Genomic DNA, 19,775 nt, shown 5'->3' with positions numbered 1-19,775 from the left:
GTGTATTTTTTACATTTACCGCGAAAGTAGAAAAAAATCAAAATATGGAAACAAGATTTTTATCATATTTTTCGAATGGTCAATATTTCCCAATTAAAAAGTCAGGTGTATTTGTTAAAATCTTACTGATATTTTTATCGCTAAGTAATATCCAATCTTTAACAGCACAAAAAAAATCCAATTCGTTTGTTGAACGCATTGATCCTCCGATGTGGTGGAGCGGAATGAAGTGGAGCGAGGTAGAATTCCTCGTCAAAGGCACTCGTTTAAATCAAACAACTGCAGAAATCATCTCTGGCCAAGCAGAGATTATCAGCTTAAAATCAGCTCCCAATCCTAACTACCTGTATTTGACGGTCAGAATACCTGAAAGCCCAAAGAATCAGGATATCACCATAAAGTTTATACAGGGGCGCAGAAGCCATACTATCAAAATACCTATAAGACCAAAATCTCATATTCAAGTAAACCCTGTAAATGAGTCTGATGTGATATATCTGATCACACCGGATCGATTTGCCAACGGAAACCCTAAAAACGATCGAATCCCTGAGTTTTTTGAAAACACTATAAACCGAAAAGAACCATTCAGTCGACATGGAGGTGATATACAAGGTATAGCCGACAAAATCGACTATTTAAAGAATCTGGGAGTCTCAGCCCTTTGGATATCTCCATTATTGGAAAACAATCAGCCTCGGGAAAGTTACCACGGATATGCCATCACAGATCTCTATCGAATTGACCCCAGAATGGGAACCTTGGAAGAATATCTTAAGCTCAGTGAGTCTCTCCAATCAAATGGTATCAAGCTGATTAAAGACATGGTGTTTAACCATTTCGGAGATAAGAACTACCTATTTACCGATATACCCGACTCGAACTGGTACCACTGGTGGCCAACTTTTACACGTACCAACTACAGAGCTACTACCTTAATGGACCCATACCGCTCGGAATACGACTACAAGTTAATGACGGAAGGCTGGTTCGACACTCATATGCCCGACCTCAATCAAAAAAATCCTCACCTGGCCAAATATCTGATTCAAAATACTTTGTACTGGATAGAAATTGCACGTCTCAATGGCATTCGAATAGATACATACGCCTACTGCGATCAGGATTTTATGAACCAATGGATTACTGCAGTAAAAAATGAATACCCTGAGCTGTATGTAGTTGCCGAAATCTGGGAGCATACTGTGCCCCCACAGTTGTTTTTCGACAACGGACTTCCCCAACGCCAGTTAGCCGACACCAAACTAGATGGAATCACGGATTTCCAACTGCACTTTGCTATAATGGAATCACTGAATCGCGAACCTGGATGGGCTGAGGGTTTAAACAAACTCTACTACATCCTTGCCTCCGATTACCTCTACAAGAACCCGGAAAGGCACCTTACCTTTCTCGACAATCATGATGTAGCCAGAATTTTTGGAGTATTAGGTCGGGATTGGAACAAAATGAAGCTAGCCCTTGGCTGGCTGTTGACCTTAAGGGGTATTCCATGTCTGTATTACGGTACCGAAATCCTTATGTCTGAAACAGAGGGACATGGAAAAATCCGACAGGACTTCCCGGGGGGCTGGCCAGACGACACAATCAATAAATTCACTCCTAATGGCCGCACTTCTGAAGAAAACATTGCATTTGAATTTATAAGGGATTTGATTGGAATAAGAAAAAATCATCCAACAATTGCCAACGGAAAGCTCACACAATATGTTCCCAGAGGCAAGGTGTATTTCTACACTTTGGAAGATCAAAATACTGGCCGAAGGTACATAGTTTTTTCAAGCATATCCGACAAGGAAGAATTAATTAAACTCGATGCAAATCTGAATATCCTGGAAATGAAATATCTGTTTGGAGATGCTCTTACGCTCAGGGACAAAAACACGGAAGTTTCCATAGTAGTAAGGCCCTATTCATTTAGCATTTATGAAATTAAATAAATGAGATAAAGGTTTCTGACCAGTATCAGAAACCTTTTTACTTCCATTCATCCATTGATTAATTTCAATTATAGGCAAATCTTGGTAGCCTCAGGAATTCTTTAATTAGTGTTTCTGTTTAGAAAAAATCGGTGTCGATTTAAGAGAGTGTTTTAGGTAATGCTCTCATTTGAGGTTTTAAATATTTCTGAATTACAAGTTGCGTGTTCATGCATTGCCTTACGACCTTTTGAAGTGAACTTTGCTACAATGAGCGGTTTTTTGCGAAATTCTTTATTGATTACTGAATTTATCACCTTTTCCAAATGACTGAGTTGAATACTTACATTCATCTAGGTTGTTCCCCTTAATTTTTCCATTTTTGTAAAGCATAGCTGTTCCGTTTGTCTTTTGAAGTGTCATACTCGCAAGCCTTAATCAATTGTGGAGCAGAAGATTAAGTTTTTAAATTCATTGTCTTTAACAACACGCCTCGAACCAAATATTCGCTTATCGGGCTAATACAAGTAATCCCCGGAGCAGAAGTCCGGGCGTAAAAATGCTGCAATGCCCATAGGAAAGACCCATAACCCTTTGATTCAAATTGATTAAAATTACAAAGAGGAACCGGCTACTAAACTTGAGGATTCAAAAAATATAATAAAAACACTTTATGCTAAAAAAACCATCCGGCTTTGAGACCGATGATAAGTGCGATTACAATCCAAATAAGTTTGCCTGAATAATTGTTTGGTAAGTTACAATCTATTGAAGTTGCCACTTGTCCTTCTTTTCCATCCAGAGTTAGAAAAGTACAAATCAATCCACCACCCTCTAAAATATTGGCCCCACAATCCAGGACTTACGATAGTTTGTATAGGTCGTAGCAATGAAATTCAATAGATCAGTCGTGGGAATAAATACACTTCTAATAAGGTACAGTGGAGCATGTTCTTTGAAGTTTTGAATGGAAGCTGTAACCATCTGTCCTGCAATGTTGAAACTTCCCTATGGAGTAAGTTAAGTTACTGTTACTGTAAATTTCAAGGAATTTAACGGGTTTATACAGCAATCATTAATTTTTTCGAGCAAGGTTCATCGTAATTTATAATTAATTTTCCGTCATTTCCAAAAAAGAAAAGGAACCTTCCGGACTTCTATGGGTTGGTTTTCTGTTTGAACACCAATAAGATAAATTCCTGGTTTGAGGGGCGGAAGCTCACATTCATGCATTCCGGCATCCATTACCAAATGCTTTTGAAAATATAACGAACCAGACAGACCATACAAGCTGACCTGAACCTGGCAGGGTTTAACTGTTGCGAAAACCACTTTTCCATGGGTTGTAAACCAATTGAAATACTCATGTCTGAACCATAGCGGTTGATGTAAATAATTTTTCAAAAGATAAAGGTTGTAAAAACCTTCCGAAAAATGTTCACAATACGTACTTATCCCGAGCATCTGAAAGTTTTTAAAATCTCTTGTAAGGGAAAAAAATAAAGGCATTTGATCAGCTGCTGCCGAAATGCAATAGTTTCCGGACTATCGTATGTGCAGTTTCAATGCTACAGTATCAGGCACCAGAACTTGCTCCATACAATTAACTGCCAAAGGCGTGTCAGCAGAGAAATACAGGTCGGGCAGCGGGAAAGAATTGGTAAGTTTTAATCCATCAAAGTAAGGGTCATATCCAGGGCCTGTCCCATTTCGCAGACGCAACAACAATCTGTCATGATTCTTTGCAGAGTCGGACTGCTTCCACACAAATAAGTCCAACCTTCCTTCATTAAATTGTGGTTTTGTGAAACTTTGTTCAGCCTGATTTACGCGTTTGGAACTCAGGAAGGTCAAAGAATCCGCCTGTCCGGATGCATTTCTAACCCAAAAAGCTTGCATAGGGGGTAGATATCTGAGCGGATTGGCTACATCGCCCTGGGTATAAACACTCCATTGGCCTATGGCATCATTTCTCAGGTAGATAGCACCTGCATTGCCTGGTACAACCTGACCCTCCCAGTCATAGAATGTTGTAAACGGATTGGCTATGAGGTTCCAGCCGTCTAGTACAGTGGAGGCAAAAGAAGTGTAAGTTGGGACAGCAGTATACCCCAAATAGACCTTGTAATTTTGAGCCATAGGGGAATAGCCGGTTATTTTTGCTTTACCAGGTAAATTCATTAAAAAGGTTCCAAAGTTATTTTGACCGAAAAAGGCCATAACTCCTTTTCCCGGTTGTAATACCAGAGCTTGAGATGCCGGAGCTTGATAGAAACCCGTATCTGGATTCCAAAAATATATACCCCCTCCAACTTGATGGATGTTGAAATGAGTCCCTGAACTTTGGTGCAATGCACTAACAGGCATCTGAAATGGTGCTCCCAGATAGTGCCATCTTCCTTCATTGCTATTTTTTGCTTGTAGCCACACATTGAAATCTACTTGAACAGAGGGATGGATGTTGTTGTGCTTCAGGACTGCGGTATGTTGTGCAGAGGCATCGACGAGCAGCACTCCTCCTCCTGAGATGTAGTCAACTTCTAATGAAGCACCTGGTAGTATTTTAATCGCAGTATTTTCTGAAAGCTCCAATAGAGAAACCTGTGCAATGGTATCCAGCAAAATTGTATCGCCTGTACCTTGAGGAATATACACTGCGTCACCAGTGGTTGGTAAGGTGCCGGTGGACCAATTGGAAGCAACTGTAAAATTGCCGGAAGTAGTTGCTGTCCATCTTACAGGCATTTTCGCTCCTGAAATCAGCAGGGTGAATTCCTGCATACCACCATGAAGACTGTCCTTATGAGTTATTTCAATCAGATAATTTCCAGTCATATTAGCGGGAGTACATACCTGCTCAACATTATCTTTGGAATTATCGCCGGAGGTAAACGGAGATCCGGGATTATCGGGATCACCACAAAATGGAAAATACGTGGTTGACAGGTCAGACTTTTTTACTCTTAGGTCCAAGTCGTTTACCAGCCTCTTAGTTCTGTTGTTTAATATCTGACTGTTGATGGGCAGGGGAACCGTAAAATAATCGGTGTATACGAGCGTGACCGTCAGAGAGTCTACCGGATACACCACCACTGGAATCACAATAGTATCACCCTGATTCAAAACACCTTCTCTGAGGAAATAATCTTTTCCAGCGGTAGAATCTTTTTTTAGAAAAGATGCTGCTTTGAAGGCGTTGATAACTCCAAAACCGGTTTTGTAATCAGGTGGCTTACCAAAGCGATCAGCCGTATGAATTAAAAGCCCCTTTAATGTTGAAGATTTTGGTGCAGTACCATAAATGTTTTTATAATATCCACGCAGCAGAGCTGCTACCCCAGACACCACTGCAGTAGCTGCAGAAGTCTGTGATATATTGGTATAACTGCTATCCGAAACAATGGCAGGAACTACTATACCTACACCAGGAGCTACTAGATCTGGTTTAATACGCCCATCATCAGTAGGACCCCATGAAGAGGAAGGATGCAGATAATTTTCCAAAGGATTCGTATATCCATTTGTATCTGTGAATATACATCCAATACTCAAAACATTTTTTGCCACGGACTCAGGACTAAGGCAATCAAATCCGCTTGTACCCCCATCTGCCTGAGGATTTATGGTTGGATGGTTGGTAATATCCACCCAGGTATTTTGTGAATTGTTGAAATAAAACTTCTGTGCACCCGTAGGAGGTCCGTTTCCTCTTTGATTGCCGACAGCAAAAACAGCTAAATGATACGGATTGTAATACAAAGCTGAATCAATGCTCTTGGCTACTTTGGTATACGACCCAAATCTCCATGCCTCAATAAGTGAAATTGTATCGGTACCATACCAATACCATTTGGAACCAGACTGCACCCATCCGGGAAAAGTAGCATGACTGTGATTAGATATACCTGTTCCTGTTGTAGCTTGTATTTCAAGACCAGAAAGGTATTTTTGCCAATTGCGCACCTCAATAACGGCTTGGTGTGCAATTCCCCGAGAAGAATCCACTAACCCTGCAGAAGCAATAATGCCTGCTACAGAATTTGCATGTAAACTGAATGTAGTACTGTATTGAAGAGAATCGGCATGCGCGATTCGACCGGATAATTCCTGATGAGTCTCTCGGACCTTCCCAAAATCAAAAATCCTGACAGTATCGCCGGCTCCTGATAAATTAAACCCCTGATTCGAAAAAGAATACAGCAAGTTGGATTTTACAGATTTACCTGCATCACGAGCAGTTGGTCCTGAGAGCAGTTCAGGCTGTGCATGTAGTATTACTAAGATATTAAAAAAAGAGGCAAAAAACCAATATCTCATACCATAAATATAGAATACGATTGACGAAGTTTTATAGTTACTTTTTAGCCAGATTGTTTTACTTCATAAACCAATAAAAATTCTTCAAATCAAATTTCTAATCATCATCGATTTTGTTCCTTAATTACTGTTAATTTCAGCAGTCCAAGATGAATGCAATTGTTACTCCGGAAAAAATATCAACACAAAAATACTTATTCAATCCATTTAAAATGGACCATTTAAAAGGGTAAAACATTTATAAGTATTTCAGGAGGCGGTTTATTGATTCATATTTCCACGCTCAAAGCGTATACCAATAGGGTGTTTTTAGAGGCATTAGAGATTGGTAAAGTCAGGTACCTGTAATCGATGGTTTACTACCTGGGATATTGCGAATCAGATATGCTATTGTTAAAATGATTGAGTGTAAAAAACAAATTGATTAACTCTTATGCACATCCTTTTATGAATTTTATAAGCTCTGTGAATTGCTGACCATTGCCAAATACAACACATTCAATAAAATGCCCCGCGGGACCCATGTGTCAGAACTGAAAATCTGCCCGTTGTATTAGTTAGAGAAAATTTTCTGGATGTAAGCGATTAGTTTTCCTTCTTCTTTTTTCCAATTCAACTCTTCTGCTGCCCTTTTTAATCCATCCTTGTAGAATGACTTTCCTACCTTTATGATTTGATAGACCGTTTTTGCGATATTTGATGGAGAGTGATCGGGAATCACTTCTCCGATGTTGAATTCCGATATCAGATGTTGTACCTCCAGAGATCCGCCACCTAATATCGGCACCCCGCAGTGGATGTAGTCAAAAACTTTATTGGGAAGACTGTAAAGGTAATTCGGGGCGACAGGTTTATCGAGGGCTGCGCCCAGATCCGCCAGATGAGTAAATCCAAGCATTTCGCGATATGGCATAGGGGGCAAGACAACCACTCTATCAGAAAGCTGATGCTTCAGAATTTGGAAATGGATTTGGTCAATTGCGTTACCGCTTCCAATAATAAGCAGCTTCACAAAAGCAGGTAGATACAAGAGCGATTCTATTAATTCCTCATTGCCCCTGTCCACATTCAATCCCCTGCCCTGAACAACGATTAGGAAGTCCGTTTCCGCTATGCCAATTTCACATCTGCTGTGTAAGGCAATTTCTTCCGGGATCGGCGAGATATTTCTGACAAAATACGTCTGAATTCCATATTCCTTCTGATACAATGCTGCAATGGAAGCATTTACTGTAAGCATCGAACTGAGCCGTGGCAAGAGTAAATCCTCCAGACTTTTCCATACCTTGTACCGCAAGGGCCTTTTAAAAACTTCAGGACTTCCACAAAAATATTCGTGACTGTCGTAGGCTATTGGTAATCTTTTTATTCGTGAAATTAAAAAATTAGGTAAAAGGGTGTCCAGATCATTGGCCCAAAGACCATCTGCTTTATGCAGAAGCAAATACATAAACAGCCAAAGTTGATAGCAGGTATAGAAAAGGATACCCCGTTCGGTGGGTAGTGTAAATCTGACTGTTTTATAAGGTCTTGTGAGTGGTAAACTGTTTCTGAGCTTTCGTCCTACACATATCACCTCAAAGCCAGACTTCTGTAAAGTCACACAGGTTTTGTGTACTCTCTGATCAGTACTTAGGTCAGAAGTAGCCGATACAATAATGGTCCTAATGGTTCGCATACTTTTGCATCTGCAATTTTACATAGTATCGGATGAGTTTAATCCCGGAGATTCGTATAGCAGATTTTACCTATCAACTTCCAGAAGATAAGATTGCCTTATACCCCTTGCCACAAAGAGACGAATCGAAACTTTTGGTCTATAAAGATGGTTGCATTGAAGATTCGAAATTCCTTCATCTGGACCAATACCTGCCAAAAGGAGCATCTATTTTCTTCAATCAATCAAAAGTAGTTTTTACAAGATTATTTTTTGAAATACGCAGTGGGCAGAGACCTGTTGAAATATTCTGCCTGGAACCGGCAGATGGCCAAGAGCTTTACACTGCACTTTCCAGCCGAAAACATGTAAAAATGCTTTGCATGGTGGGCAGAGCTAAGAAGTGGAAGGACCACTCAATCTCAATGCAGATACCTCACAACAAGGGAATTACTACACTTTATGCCACTAAAATCAGCAGAAAAGGTGCTGTATTTGAAATCTTATTTGAATGGGACGATGACATGTCCTTTGCCGAAATTCTTGAACTTGCTGGACATGTACCTTTACCTCCTTACATCAGACGACTGGATGATGAGCTCGACAAAAGACGCTATCAAACCATTTATGCTCAGGTTGAGGGTTCTGTAGCTGCTCCTACTGCTGGTCTACATTTTACAGATCGCGTTTTTAACTTATTAAAAGAAAAAAACATTTCATTCCACTTTCTAACCTTACATGTAGGAGCTGGAACTTTTGCGCCAGTTAAAAGTGAATACATCTCTGGACACAAAATGCACGGTGAGCTTATCGAAATCCGCCCCGGATTGTTAAAAGCCATGCTGGATAGCCCATTTAAAGTAGCAGTAGGTACTACTAGTCTCAGAACGTTGGAAAGCATCTATCACCTGGGCATCCGAACATTGCTGTCTAAAAACCTGTCGGCCGATGAACTCGAGCAATGGTGTGGCTTTACGCATCCAAAAAACATTGATTTTAAGCAGTCAATTGAAACTCTGTTGGAATATTTTGACAAAAAAAATATCCAAAGCCTGAAGCTTAAAACTCAATTAATCATTGCACCAGGTTATAAAATTAGAACCATCGACGCTCTAATAACCAATTTTCATCAACCAAGCAGTACTTTACTGCTTTTGGTATCAGCAGTGACTGGTGGCCGTTGGAAAGAAATTTACAACCACGCTTTATCTTGCGACTATCGCTTTCTAAGCTACGGTGATAGCAGCCTTTTGTTTATACACCATTAATTCAGATAATATGCCGATACTACAATTCAAAAACATTGTCATCCAATTTCTTTTGACATTTAGTACCCTCACAGGTATCAGTCAATCCATTGAGATTGAGCCCGTATGCAAACTTCCCAAAGAACTCAATGAAAATTCAGGTATGGCTGCATGGGGAGATACTCTTCTCTGGTTGGTCAATGACAGTGGCAATGACCCGGTTTTGTATGCCATTGATACATCGTGTACTATTGTGAAGAAGTTTTGGGTCGCCAATGCTGAAAATTTCGACTGGGAAGATCTTGCAACCGATAAAGAGGGTAATCTTTACATAGCTGACATTGGAAACAATTCCAACAAAAGACAAACTCTGGTGATATATAAAATTCCTAAATCGGAATTGTTGAGTTTTTCTGATACTATCACGCCAGAATTTTCAATTTGTTTTTTTTATTCTGATCAAATAGAATTTCCGCCTGTAAAGGAAAGGAGATATTTCGATGCTGAAGCACTTTTTCATTTCAACGATTCCCTTACATTGATCACAAAAAACCGGACAAATCCGTTTGATGGCAAAGCTTTGATGTATAGGATCCCTCCTATGCCTGGCAATTTTTCCCTGAATGTGTTCGATACACTATTTACAGGTTTGGGTCTTATGGAACTGCATTGGGTTAGTGGTGCTGATATCTTCAACGATGCCGTTGTAATAGCTCTAAGCTATGACAAAATCATCCTGTTCGATGTGCATAATCCGGATAAAAAAATTTCACTAGATCTGAAGTTGTATAAGCAATTTGAATCCATTGCGATTGGGGATAAATACATGTATATTTCTAACGAAAAGAATGTGAAAAACAAACCTATACTATATCGGGTAAAATTGACAGAATTAGAAAAATATTTTAGAAAAATTCAGGATTTATGATTTCTTTTTTTTGCCCTTTCCAGGGTGATGTTTCTGAATTCTTCATCTTCATGATAGCGTTTTTTTGCTCTTTCAAGCACTTTCTTCCTGTATTCCTCATTGTTGTGATACAGATCTTTATACCTGCATTTAATCTTCTCCCTGTATTCGGGGTCGGATTGATACTTTTCTCTAAGCCTGGAAAGTATTTTGTCTTTATTCCTTTGATAGTATGTGTTTTTATCGCCGTCCATTTTTCACTTTTGAGGCAAAATAATAGGGTTCGTACCCCTAGTCTCCACGGATTTTATAAATTGATTTGTTCAATGAGCGAAAAAGCAAAAAAATCTTTTCTACGATAATTTACCAGCGCTGCATCTGAATTTTTATCGTGTTCTGTAGTCAAATAGGAGACAGTACGCGGAAAACATGTACCATCGATATCTGTTTGTAGCTTTGCATCATAGGGCACATTACCATGGAATTTAAACTGGAGGCTCCATACAAACCTACGGGAGATCAGCCGGAGGCGATTCGCCAGCTGGTTTCAGGGTTAAAAAATGGCGAAAGGGCTCAAACGCTTTTGGGTGTGACCGGTTCGGGCAAAACCTTTACCATGGCCAATGTAGTAGAGCAGATTCAACGACCAACTTTGGTTTTAAGTCACAACAAAACATTGGCCGCTCAACTCTATGGTGAGTTCAAGCAATTTTTCCCTAATAACGCGGTAGAGTATTTTGTCTCTTATTACGATTATTATCAACCAGAAGCTTACATTCCATCTACTAATACATATATCGAGAAAGACCTTTCCATCAATGATGAGATTGAAAAGTTAAGACTCAGTACCACATCTGCCCTGTTGAGTGGCAGAAGAGACGTGCTTGTAGTAGCCTCTGTTAGTTGTCTCTATGGCATTGGAAACCCTGAAGAATTCAGTAAAGGTGTCATTGAATTGTACAAAGGTCAGGTCATAGCCCGCACTAAATTACTTCACCAGTTTGTAAGCTCATTATACAGTCGTACAAGCCATGAATTTGCCAGGGGTAGATTTCGAGTAAAAGGTGATGTGGTTGATATTTTTCCGGCGTATAGCGATTATGCCGTACGCATTCATTTCTGGGGAAATGAAATAGAGTTATTGGAGGAGGTTGACCCGGTTACAGGCGCAATATTGTCTGAATTTGAAAGAGTTAGGATTTATCCGGCCAACATTTTCATGACTTCGCCTGTACGACTGCAAGAGGCTATCAGACAGATTCAGCACGACCTTGTAAAGCAGGTAGACTTTTTTCTTAAGCAGGGCAAGCCATTGGAAGCTAAAAGACTGGAAGAACGAACAAATTTCGACCTTGAAATGATCAAAGAACTCGGCTATTGCAGTGGAATTGAAAACTACTCCCGCTATCTCGATGGCAGGGCTCCCGGTACAAGGCCTTTTTGTTTAATAGATTATTTTCCAAAAGACTGGCTTCTGATCGTAGATGAAAGTCATGTGACCATTCCCCAGGTGCGAGCTATGTATGGGGGTGATCGTTCACGTAAAGAGACTTTAGTCGAGTATGGATTTAGGCTTCCGGCGGCACTTGACAACAGACCATTGCGATTTGAAGAATTTGAATCTCTAATCAACCAAGTCATTTATGTATCGGCTACTCCCGGCGATTATGAGCTTCAAGCCTCAGGAGGAGTCATTGTGGAACAGCTCATCAGACCCACCGGAATGCTCGATCCAATCGTAGAGGTCAGGCCCACGACCAACCAAATCGATGACCTAATGGATGAGATCCAAAAGAGAGTGGAGCTGGACGAAAGAGTGCTGGTCACTACTCTTACCAAAAGGATGGCCGAAGAGTTATACAAGTACTTTTCAAGATTTGGAGTTCGTTGCAGATACATTCATTCTGATGTAGATACATTGGAACGCGTGGAAATATTGAGAGATCTCCGTATGGGGTTGTTTGACGTTCTGATAGGAGTAAATCTGCTTCGCGAAGGGCTCGATTTGCCGGAAGTGTCGCTCGTAGCAATTTTAGATGCCGACAAGGAGGGTTTCCTTCGCAATGAGCGCTCACTTGTTCAGACTATCGGCCGTGCTGCCCGCCATCCGAATGGCATGGCCATCTTATATGCCAACACCATCACGGATTCCATGCAGCGTACAATCGATGAGACCAACCGACGAAGAGCTGTCCAAAGTGAGTATAACTCAAAACATGGTATTACGCCGAAAATACTACAAAAATCCCTTGATACACATCTACCTGTGGCCTCCCGTCAAAACCTCGCTGCAGAGCCGATGGAAAATTTCCTGATTTCTGAACCTGAGACACCTTACCTACAGTCACCTGAGACCTTGAAAAAGCAGATAGAAAAAACCCGAAAAGAAATGGAGCAGGCGGCTAAAGCTCTCGATTTCATCAAAGCAGCACAACTAAGAGACCAAATGCTCTCGTTAGAGGCAAAATATAAAGAACTCTATTCCCTATAATGCAGGAGCATATCCCTTATATTCACAGATGTTTTCAACTTGCCAAAAATGGAGAATACACCGCCAGACCCAATCCCATGGTAGGTAGTGTAATTGCGTTTAAAGGCAAAATTATCGGCGAAGGATGGCACCACAAACCCGGTGAACCGCACGCTGAGGTGATGGCTATTAATTCGGTAGCTGATCAACTTCTTTTACCACACTCAACCTTATATGTCAACCTTGAACCCTGTTCTCACTTCGGACGTACACCGCCTTGTTCTCTTCTAATCCTTGAAAAAGGAATCCCTAAAGTAGTGATTTCCAACACCGATCCCAATCCATTGGTCTGTGGCAAAGGTGTGCAAATGCTTAGGGAACACGGGGTAGAGGTCATTACCGGTGTTGAGAGCTCTTTGGGCTATGAGATAAACAAACACTTTTTCACCTTTCACACCCAAAAAAGACCTTACGTCTATTTGAAATGGGCTGAGTCCTTGGATAGATTTATCGCTCCTATTAACCAACCAGTCAATAAACCCTTTATAATAAGCAGCAAACAGAGCCTTAGATTGGCACATAGATTAAGAGCTGGTACTCAAAGCATTCTCATTGGTTCAGAGACTGCTTTAAAGGACAATCCATCACTTACAACCCGTTTGGTAAAAGGCCCTGACCCTTTGAAACTTGTCATTGACAGATACAGAAAATTGCCTGAGTCGTTGAATATTTTTCGCACACCTGCTCCAGCTATTCGTATAGTGGATTCCCGCTTTGCAAAAGAAGAGGATATTGCCATCCAAATGGATAAAGATTGGAATTGGTTAGGTGCCCTACTGGACCAACTTTATAAAAAGGGAGTGCAAAGCCTTCAAGTGGAGGGGGGAACAAGGGTTCTATCGGCCTTTATCGCCAAAAATCTCTGGGACGAGATCTGGCTGATAAAGTCACATACCCGACTTTTTGATGGAATTCCGGCCCCTCCAATAGATGGTGTATGGTCTTATTTTGAAAGTAGTTTCTATTCGGACTCAGACCTGGTTCTCTGTTTCAAAAAAAAATAAATTTCGGATACTTTCGTTTTTGGTATATTGACTCGTAATACTTTTGAAAAAACAATTCACAACATGAAAAAATTTGTTTTAACGGTCTTTATCACTGTTCTCCTTGCGAGCTGTAACAGTGAGCTAAAAGAAGAAATTGAAACCTTAAAATCTGAAAAATCCGAGCTGGAGCAGCGCTCCAAAGAGCAGGACAGCATCATTTCGATTCTTACAGAAGTTATAGAAGATGTTCAGCATAATTTGAATGTGATACGTGAAAAAGAAGGAAGGATACGTCTGGCAGAAGAGGCTTCTTCTGAAAAATTCAAAAGTCTGAAAGATGCAGTTGTTCAGGACATTCAGGATGTTAATTCGATTATCGAAGAATCAAAGGCAAAAATCAATCGATTGAATCAGCAACTGGCTTCTTCTAAGGGGCAAATAAAAAATCTCGGAGTATTGGTTGAATCCTTGAAAAAACAACTTGAAGAGAGGGAAAATACCATTGCAGAGCTTACCCGAGCAATCGAAGAAAAAGATGAAACCATCCGTCAGCTTACCCGAAAAGTACAAATCATCACTGAAGAAAGCCAACGAACCATCAGTGCCAAAGAAGCCGAACTCAACAGATGCTATTACATCATTGACACCAGGCGCAATCTGAAAGATAAGGGAATTATCGACAGTCAAGGTGGATTTTTAGGCATTGGTCGTGTGAAGACCGTATCAGGATCAGTGGATCCTTCTTTATTTACGGCAGCTGATATGAGAGAGCTTAATCGACTGGAGCTGGATACCAGAAGCATTAAGCTCATTAGTGAGCATCCCACGGGTAGCTACAGCATCGAAAGAGAAGGTAAAAAAATCAGTGCACTCGTGATCGAAGACCCAAAAACTTTTTGGAGTATAAGCAAAATTTTGGTCATTATGATTGATTGACCTATTCACCGAGTGGTATTATAGAAAATTGATGTTTTAAAAAAACGCCTGTACGAATGGTTGTATGGGCGTTCACCATTTTATTCCATGAATTGTTTATGATATGAAAATGTGCAATCCTCATTATCCGACTAATCAATCCGCGATTGTCATACACACTTACACGCAGAAAATAATTACCCGGAAAAAAGTCCAAAGCCGGTAGATGTACCTGCACCGTAGCCTTTCCCGGTTTGAAATTCAGTGATGAATCTCCGCTAAGCCCGGGATCCAGATGAGTGATAAAATTTTCTTTTATATCAAATACATTGATTCTGAGTTGAATATTTTCCATTACTTCGGATATCGCAAGTTTAAGACTCAAAAGAGCAGGCTCTCCTGTGTGGTAAACTGAAGGCTTCCGGTCCCATTCTACCATTTGAATATCAATGAATTGACTTTCATAATGGGCGTTTTCGACGGACAACTGAGCAGTGTAGTATTCTTCAAGGACATTGTCCAGGGTACCTGTTTTTTTAATCATCCCTTTTTCCAGCCATACTCCATATTCACACAGCTGGTACAGCAACTGAGTCTGATGACTTACAATTACAAAGGTTCGACCTTCTTTTTCTTTAAGATCCAGCAATTTAGCAATACATCGTTGTTGAAATTGTAGATCTCCTACCGCCAGTATTTCATCAATCAGCAGTATATCGTAAGGCATAAATACTGCAGCAGAAAATGCGAGGCGTAGATACATCCCATGGCTATAATATTTCAAAGGACGGTGAAGAAAATTGGAAATACCGGAAAATTCAATTATTTCAACACTCAGTCGTCGAATTTCTTTGTCAGACAACCCCGATAGCCGACCATAAAAATAGAGATTTTCCCAACCGTTTAACTCAGGATGAAATCCAGCACCGGGATCTATTAAAGCAGCAACTTTACCCTGTGAAACAATACGGCCAGAAGTAGGCTTGGAGATTCCAGCTATTAATCGAAGTAAAGTTGATTTACCACACCCATTTGGTCCTACCAGAGCTAGTCCGGTACCTTTAGGAACTTTTAAACAAATATTACAGAGGGCCTGAATATTCTGGCCATCCTTAAATGCGTAAACCTTACTTACATCTTCTACAGATATCAATGTCTGTTGTTCAAACTCGCTCGAGGGCATTTTTTGCATATTTACTGTAGAGAGCTAAAGACAAATAAAATAATGCGAAAACTATAACGGTAGCGATACAGTAATTGACCAAGGATGCATCTGAAATCACTGTATCCACTAAAAAAAACGGGGGATATGCCAGTAAAAGGCACATGACATCACCTGATGGTCCCAAACCTGCCAACTGGATTACAACCACTACCAACTGAAATTGCAGGAGCAAGGGCAAAGCATGCAATACGTCTCTGTACCTATGGCTTAGAGTACATATCAGTAAACCCAAACCTAGCCCGAATAACATAAAAATCTGTATTACATAAAAATATTTGATTCCATCGGCTCCCTCCGCCAGAATTCCGCCCAACAAAGCAATCAATGAATACATGCTCCATTCCGGAATAACTACGACAAGCCTGCTTGCGGGCAGAAAGAGTACTGGTAAGTTTATTTTATTTAAAAATGGCTTCTGATTCACCCATATTGAGGCAGTCTGCTGTACCATACCAGAGCTTAGAATATGCCCACCCAGTATGGTAAGCAGTTTTGTAAGATGAAGTGATTGGATTTGAAATTCAGTCTTGATAGAAAGTAAAGCAATAGGTGCCATCAAGAGCACCAGCGGAAGCATGAGCCAAATCCACCCCAATTTCGTATGCACATACCTTACCTTTAAATCTCTGAAGCCGAAAGCAACTACTGCCTGTCGTAGCGCCCAAACCTCCCTCAAAGCTGCAGCGAGCTTTTGCGGTTCAGAGTCGTTGATAAGTCCTCCAGGTCTCAAATTTTCCAAAGTCAGGTGTGATTAATTTTGCCAATTGAATCAGGTCGGTTTTAATTTTTTTTCCAAATGTATTTCTGAAATGCTCAGGCATGGGAACCTGATCACCTTTGTTTAGGATATCTGCAGAAACCTGTATAGAATTACTGTTTATTTTTAAAAATTCACAGATTGAAATAATGCCTTTCTGAGGATTTTGATAGAAATCTTCAAAGATTGCAATAAACAATTGTTTTCTGTCAAAATAGTAAAGCCATCTGATGATCTGGATGCAATACTTGCTTCTGGACAAATAGCTGTAATTCTGCAACCTTGACTCCGGAATATCTGGTGATGAAAAAGCTGTTCGTATACTTTCAAAAAGCAGCGCAAGTCTGAAATCCAGCTTTTCAATTCCACGATTGTAATTCATTCGGTATTGTGACCAGGCCCTTTCTATTGGGTCTCTTAGCAAAATAACAACATTGGCTTTCGGAAACTGGTCTTTGATTCGTCTTGGGACCTCTGGATGAAACAAATAATATGGACTTGACTCTAGAAGAAAAATACCATCTTTTTTTTTAAATTGGCTTAGATAATACTCTTTTCCCCTCTTATAGTTGAAGTCGAAATAATGCAGTTCTTTCTTTTTTGCTGGAATGACTTGAGGATGAGTTGTAAGCCAGTGAAACAATGTGGTGGTACCGGCTTTTTGTGCTCCTGCGATTATACAAATCCTGCCTTCAGACATCAGCTTATACCAGTGCCTTGAGTTCTTTTACAAACCTCGATGCTAAATTGTCTGCTTCTACCTGACTTTTGGCCTCCGTGTAGATTCTGATAATGGGTTCGGTATTAGACCTTCTCAGATGCACCCAACTTTCAGCAAAGTCAATTTTTATTCCATCCACATCGATGATTTTTTCATTCTTATATCTGTCTTTAATTTTTAGTAACAATGCAGCAGTGTCCATTCCTGGCAATAGTTCAATTTTGTTTTTACTCATATAGTAAGAAGGATATTTAGCCTTTAATTCAGAAAGTTTTGTGCCTGACTTAGCCAAATGAGTAAGAATCAATGCCACACCGGCCAGTGCATCTCTTCCGAAGTGGAAGTCTGGCCAGATGACTCCTCCATTTCCTTCCCCACCGATGCGGGCGTTGACTTCTTTCATCTTCTTTACCACATTTACTTCGCCTACCGCAGCAGTATAGTATTGACCACCGTATGAATACGTCAGGTCAGCCAAAGCTCTTGAAGATGACAGATTGGATACAGTGGAGCCGGATTTTTGAGACAAAAGATAATCCGCTACTGCCACCAGTGTGTATTCTTCACCAAACATTTCACCTTTTTCATCGATGAGCGCCAATCGATCTACATCCGGGTCAACTACGATACCCAGATCGCAATTTTCTGATTTCACCAGTTGCATTATATCTTCAAGATGTTCGCGAAGGGGTTCCGGATTGTGCGCGAACCAGCCTGTAGGTTCACAGTTTAGTTCTTTTATTTTTTTTACTCCAAGTGCTCTTAACAATTTAGGAATGGCAATACCACCACTGCTGTTGACTGCATCAACAGCCACTGAAAAATCAGCCTGTCGTATGGCCACCACATCGATCTCGGGTCTCTTGAGCAATTCTTCTATATGATCATCAATTGCTTCATTGTATTCAGTTACATTTCCAAGATGTTTCACTTCGGCAAATTCATAATCGCTATCTCGGATCATTCTGACCAGTAGTTCTCCCTCTTCTGCACTGATAAATTCTCCTTGTTCATTTAGAAGTTTCAGAGCATTCCATACTACAGGGTTGTGAGATGCGGTAATGATTATACCTCCGTCTCCTTGATGTCTTTTAACAGCTACCTCCACTGTAGGTGTCGTACTCAATCCCAGGTTGATTACATTCACTCCAGCTGCTACAAGGGTATTGATGACCAAAGAAGCAACCATCGGACCTGATGGCCTGGCATCCCTGCCGATCAGCACAGTAGGTATTTTATTGGGATTTTTTTTCTTTAGCCATTGCGCATAGGCTGAAGTGAAAGCCACTATATCAATTGGTGTCAGATTTGTACCAGATTTACCACCTATCGTCCCCCTGATACCTGAAATAGAAACAATTAATGCCATAAATACGTGTGTATTATTTTCCTGGTTACTTGAAAGGAATCTTTTCTGATTCTCAACAAATAGACCCCCGATTTGTACGTAAGGGGTAAGCTTATATAATCGCTGCTGCAGATGGTCTGACTGAGGACACGTCCTTGAATATCCAAGAGCTCTACTACTACTCCCGACACTACGTGATTAAAGTTCACATGTACCAATCCTTGCGATTGCCAGATGGTTACATCTGAGAGGAAATGTTCTGCAACGTTAAAGAATCTGTTGGTATTGATAGGCTCTTCCGGGGTTAGGTTCACGGCGTATTCTTTTAGTGTAAACGATTTGCCATCCGGTGCTATATCGACTTTGGCCCAGCCATAATGCGTATTTTCGTTTTTTTTGATGGCAAATCCAAGAAATTCATCGATAGCTCCACCATTCCATGGATCGTTGAAGATAAACTGACCATTTTGTGCAAATGACATCCCGCCTTCCACTTCCGGGTTTAAAAATGGTGTTTCAGGACCTATAAATTCGTTGAGGGAAAACCTGCTGGCAAAGGCAAAAACAGTGGGTATAATACCTGCTACGCGATGTCCCTGTTGCCCTAATGGCAAAACCGATATGATATCAAATGTATCGTTTCCATCAATTACACCGAATTGAGAGCGTATAGCAAAATCAGGAACTGTGTCCTGGTCAAGGTCGATTAAGAGCAGTGTGTCGCGGTCTATTGTATTAGGTGTGACAATAGTGTGAAGAATCTGGGCACGCACCAGTCCACTGGTCAAAAGGGCAATGACTATGAAAATTGGTTTCAACATTTTGAATGTATAAACGCGAACAAAAGTACGCATTAGCAGTATCTTTACGACAATCTGTAAAACCGGTTAGAATACGGATGTATTTGTGGTTTTGAATATCAAAAAATAGTTTTCAGCAAGTGAAGAGTGAATTCCAACCTAAATTTTTTACAGTATTTACTTCTATTTCTGGCATTTAGCTAATTCAACATGGATATTTTTACCTGTAATCAGGCCTACAAGATGAATAAGTTTGGAAATGTCTTGATTGAAACTTTAGAAAGATGAACATTAACCAGGATATTGCATCAAAGAGGCTGAGATTGACAATAAACAAAAAACCCCGGCACGAACCGGGGTTTTTACAAATTATAAGGAGGGCAGCGACATACTCTCCCGGCTTGTGGGCCAGTACCATCTGCGCT

Annotated in this window: 14 protein-coding genes; 6 read left to right on the top strand and 8 right to left on the bottom strand. The window is 40.5% G+C overall.

The window, feature by feature from the left end; all coding sequences use genetic code 11:
• Positions 1 to 44: 44 nt before the first annotated feature.
• Positions 45 to 1,961 (top strand): alpha-amylase family glycosyl hydrolase, encoded by a 1,917-nt coding sequence (locus DES35_RS08800; RefSeq protein ID WP_160172007.1) that lies wholly within the window; start codon positions 45 to 47, stop codon positions 1,959 to 1,961.
• 1,524 nt (positions 1,962 to 3,485) lie between these two features.
• Here DES35_RS08800 and DES35_RS08785 read toward each other — a convergent pair.
• Positions 3,486 to 6,257, bottom strand: a complete 2,772-nt coding sequence (locus DES35_RS08785; protein WP_114366376.1) for a S8 family serine peptidase — start codon at positions 6,255 to 6,257, stop codon at positions 3,486 to 3,488.
• A 553-nt stretch (positions 6,258 to 6,810) separates the two neighbouring features.
• Positions 6,811 to 7,935 carry a glycosyltransferase gene (locus tag DES35_RS08780; RefSeq protein ID WP_037360469.1) on the bottom strand — a complete coding sequence of 375 codons (1,125 nt, stop codon included), beginning with the start codon at positions 7,933 to 7,935 and terminating at the stop codon, positions 6,811 to 6,813.
• A 32-nt stretch (positions 7,936 to 7,967) separates the two neighbouring features.
• Between DES35_RS08780 and DES35_RS08775 the strand changes: the two genes are divergently transcribed.
• Both DES35_RS08775 and DES35_RS08770 read left to right on the top strand, forming a co-directional pair.
• Positions 7,968 to 9,182, top strand: a complete 1,215-nt coding sequence (locus DES35_RS08775; protein WP_114366375.1) for an S-adenosylmethionine:tRNA ribosyltransferase-isomerase — start codon at positions 7,968 to 7,970, stop codon at positions 9,180 to 9,182.
• A gap of 10 nt (positions 9,183 to 9,192) precedes the next feature.
• Entirely contained in the window at positions 9,193 to 10,089 is an 897-nt protein-coding gene (locus DES35_RS08770) for an NHL repeat-containing protein (protein ID WP_051889440.1), read from the top strand.
• On the opposite strand, the gene DES35_RS08765 is transcribed toward DES35_RS08770, so the two are convergent.
• Positions 10,077 to 10,322 carry a hypothetical protein gene (locus DES35_RS08765; protein ID WP_037360465.1) on the bottom strand — a complete coding sequence of 82 codons (246 nt, stop codon included), beginning with the start codon at positions 10,320 to 10,322 and terminating at the stop codon, positions 10,077 to 10,079. The two genes, DES35_RS08770 and DES35_RS08765, sit on opposite strands and share 13 nt — an antisense overlap.
• A gap of 224 nt (positions 10,323 to 10,546) precedes the next feature.
• Here DES35_RS08765 and uvrB point away from each other — a divergent pair, with 224 nt between their 5' ends.
• The 3 genes from uvrB to DES35_RS08750 all read left to right on the top strand — a co-directional run bounded on the left by uvrB (position 10,547) and on the right by DES35_RS08750 (position 14,520).
• Positions 10,547 to 12,559 carry an excinuclease ABC subunit UvrB gene (gene uvrB / locus DES35_RS08760; RefSeq protein WP_114366374.1) on the top strand — a complete coding sequence of 671 codons (2,013 nt, stop codon included), beginning with the start codon at positions 10,547 to 10,549 and terminating at the stop codon, positions 12,557 to 12,559.
• Positions 12,559 to 13,602 (top strand): bifunctional diaminohydroxyphosphoribosylaminopyrimidine deaminase/5-amino-6-(5-phosphoribosylamino)uracil reductase RibD, encoded by a 1,044-nt coding sequence (gene ribD / locus DES35_RS08755; protein ID WP_037360460.1) that lies wholly within the window; start codon positions 12,559 to 12,561, stop codon positions 13,600 to 13,602. The genes uvrB and ribD overlap by 1 nt, the downstream gene beginning before the upstream one ends.
• Positions 13,603 to 13,665: 63 nt before the next feature.
• On the top strand, positions 13,666 to 14,520 hold the full coding sequence (locus DES35_RS08750) for a Cbp1 family collagen-binding glycoprotein adhesin (RefSeq protein ID WP_114366373.1): 855 nt from the start codon (positions 13,666 to 13,668) through the stop codon (positions 14,518 to 14,520).
• 1 nt (position 14,521) lies between these two features.
• Here DES35_RS08750 and DES35_RS08745 read toward each other — a convergent pair whose 3' ends face one another.
• From DES35_RS08745 to DES35_RS08725, 5 genes are read right to left on the bottom strand one after another with little or no spacing between them, the layout of a single operon-like run.
• Positions 14,522 to 15,682: an ABC transporter ATP-binding protein gene (locus DES35_RS08745; protein WP_170125730.1), complete on the bottom strand. Its 1,161-nt coding sequence runs from the start codon at positions 15,680 to 15,682 to the stop codon at positions 14,522 to 14,524.
• The gene (locus DES35_RS08740) at positions 15,663 to 16,463 is read right to left on the bottom strand and encodes a hypothetical protein (protein ID WP_125039481.1); all 801 of its coding nucleotides are present in this window, start codon (positions 16,461 to 16,463) and stop codon (positions 15,663 to 15,665) included. The genes DES35_RS08745 and DES35_RS08740 overlap by 20 nt, the downstream gene beginning before the upstream one ends.
• A complete protein-coding gene (locus DES35_RS08735; protein ID WP_051889500.1) occupies positions 16,423 to 17,181 on the bottom strand; it encodes a sulfotransferase family protein in 759 nt (252 codons plus the stop codon). Before DES35_RS08735 ends, DES35_RS08740 begins: the two co-directional genes overlap by 41 nt.
• A 4-nt stretch (positions 17,182 to 17,185) precedes the next feature.
• Positions 17,186 to 18,571 (bottom strand): phosphoglucosamine mutase, encoded by a 1,386-nt coding sequence (gene glmM, locus DES35_RS08730; RefSeq protein ID WP_037361457.1) that lies wholly within the window; start codon positions 18,569 to 18,571, stop codon positions 17,186 to 17,188.
• Positions 18,562 to 19,371 (bottom strand): T9SS type A sorting domain-containing protein, encoded by an 810-nt coding sequence (locus DES35_RS08725; RefSeq protein WP_211306550.1) that lies wholly within the window; start codon positions 19,369 to 19,371, stop codon positions 18,562 to 18,564. The genes glmM and DES35_RS08725 overlap by 10 nt, the downstream gene beginning before the upstream one ends.
• Positions 19,372 to 19,775 lie beyond the last annotated feature (404 nt).

It is taken from the genome of Schleiferia thermophila, from assembly GCF_003337435.1.
Lineage (GTDB): Bacteria > Bacteroidota > Bacteroidia > Flavobacteriales > Schleiferiaceae > Schleiferia > Schleiferia thermophila.
Note: the sequence above shows the minus strand (reverse complement) of the source record. Positions and strands in the feature narration are given on the sequence as shown.

Coding starts and splice junctions, on each gene's coding strand:
- ribD (WP_037360460.1), top strand. CDS start 12,559: ATGCAGGAGCATATCCCTTATATTCACAGATGTTTTCAACTTGCCAAA.
- DES35_RS08725 (WP_211306550.1), bottom strand. CDS start 19,371: ATGTTGAAACCAATTTTCATAGTCATTGCCCTTTTGACCAGTGGACTG.
- DES35_RS08775 (WP_114366375.1), top strand. CDS start 7,968: ATGAGTTTAATCCCGGAGATTCGTATAGCAGATTTTACCTATCAACTT.
- DES35_RS08800 (WP_160172007.1), top strand. CDS start 45: ATGGAAACAAGATTTTTATCATATTTTTCGAATGGTCAATATTTCCCA.
- uvrB (WP_114366374.1), top strand. CDS start 10,547: ATGGAATTTAAACTGGAGGCTCCATACAAACCTACGGGAGATCAGCCG.
- glmM (WP_037361457.1), bottom strand. CDS start 18,571: ATGGCATTAATTGTTTCTATTTCAGGTATCAGGGGGACGATAGGTGGT.
- DES35_RS08735 (WP_051889500.1), bottom strand. CDS start 17,181: ATGTCTGAAGGCAGGATTTGTATAATCGCAGGAGCACAAAAAGCCGGT.
- DES35_RS08785 (WP_114366376.1), bottom strand. CDS start 6,257: ATGAGATATTGGTTTTTTGCCTCTTTTTTTAATATCTTAGTAATACTA.
- DES35_RS08745 (WP_170125730.1), bottom strand. CDS start 15,682: ATGCCCTCGAGCGAGTTTGAACAACAGACATTGATATCTGTAGAAGAT.
- DES35_RS08770 (WP_051889440.1), top strand. CDS start 9,193: ATGCCGATACTACAATTCAAAAACATTGTCATCCAATTTCTTTTGACA.
- DES35_RS08765 (WP_037360465.1), bottom strand. CDS start 10,322: ATGGACGGCGATAAAAACACATACTATCAAAGGAATAAAGACAAAATA.
- DES35_RS08780 (WP_037360469.1), bottom strand. CDS start 7,935: ATGCGAACCATTAGGACCATTATTGTATCGGCTACTTCTGACCTAAGT.
- DES35_RS08750 (WP_114366373.1), top strand. CDS start 13,666: ATGAAAAAATTTGTTTTAACGGTCTTTATCACTGTTCTCCTTGCGAGC.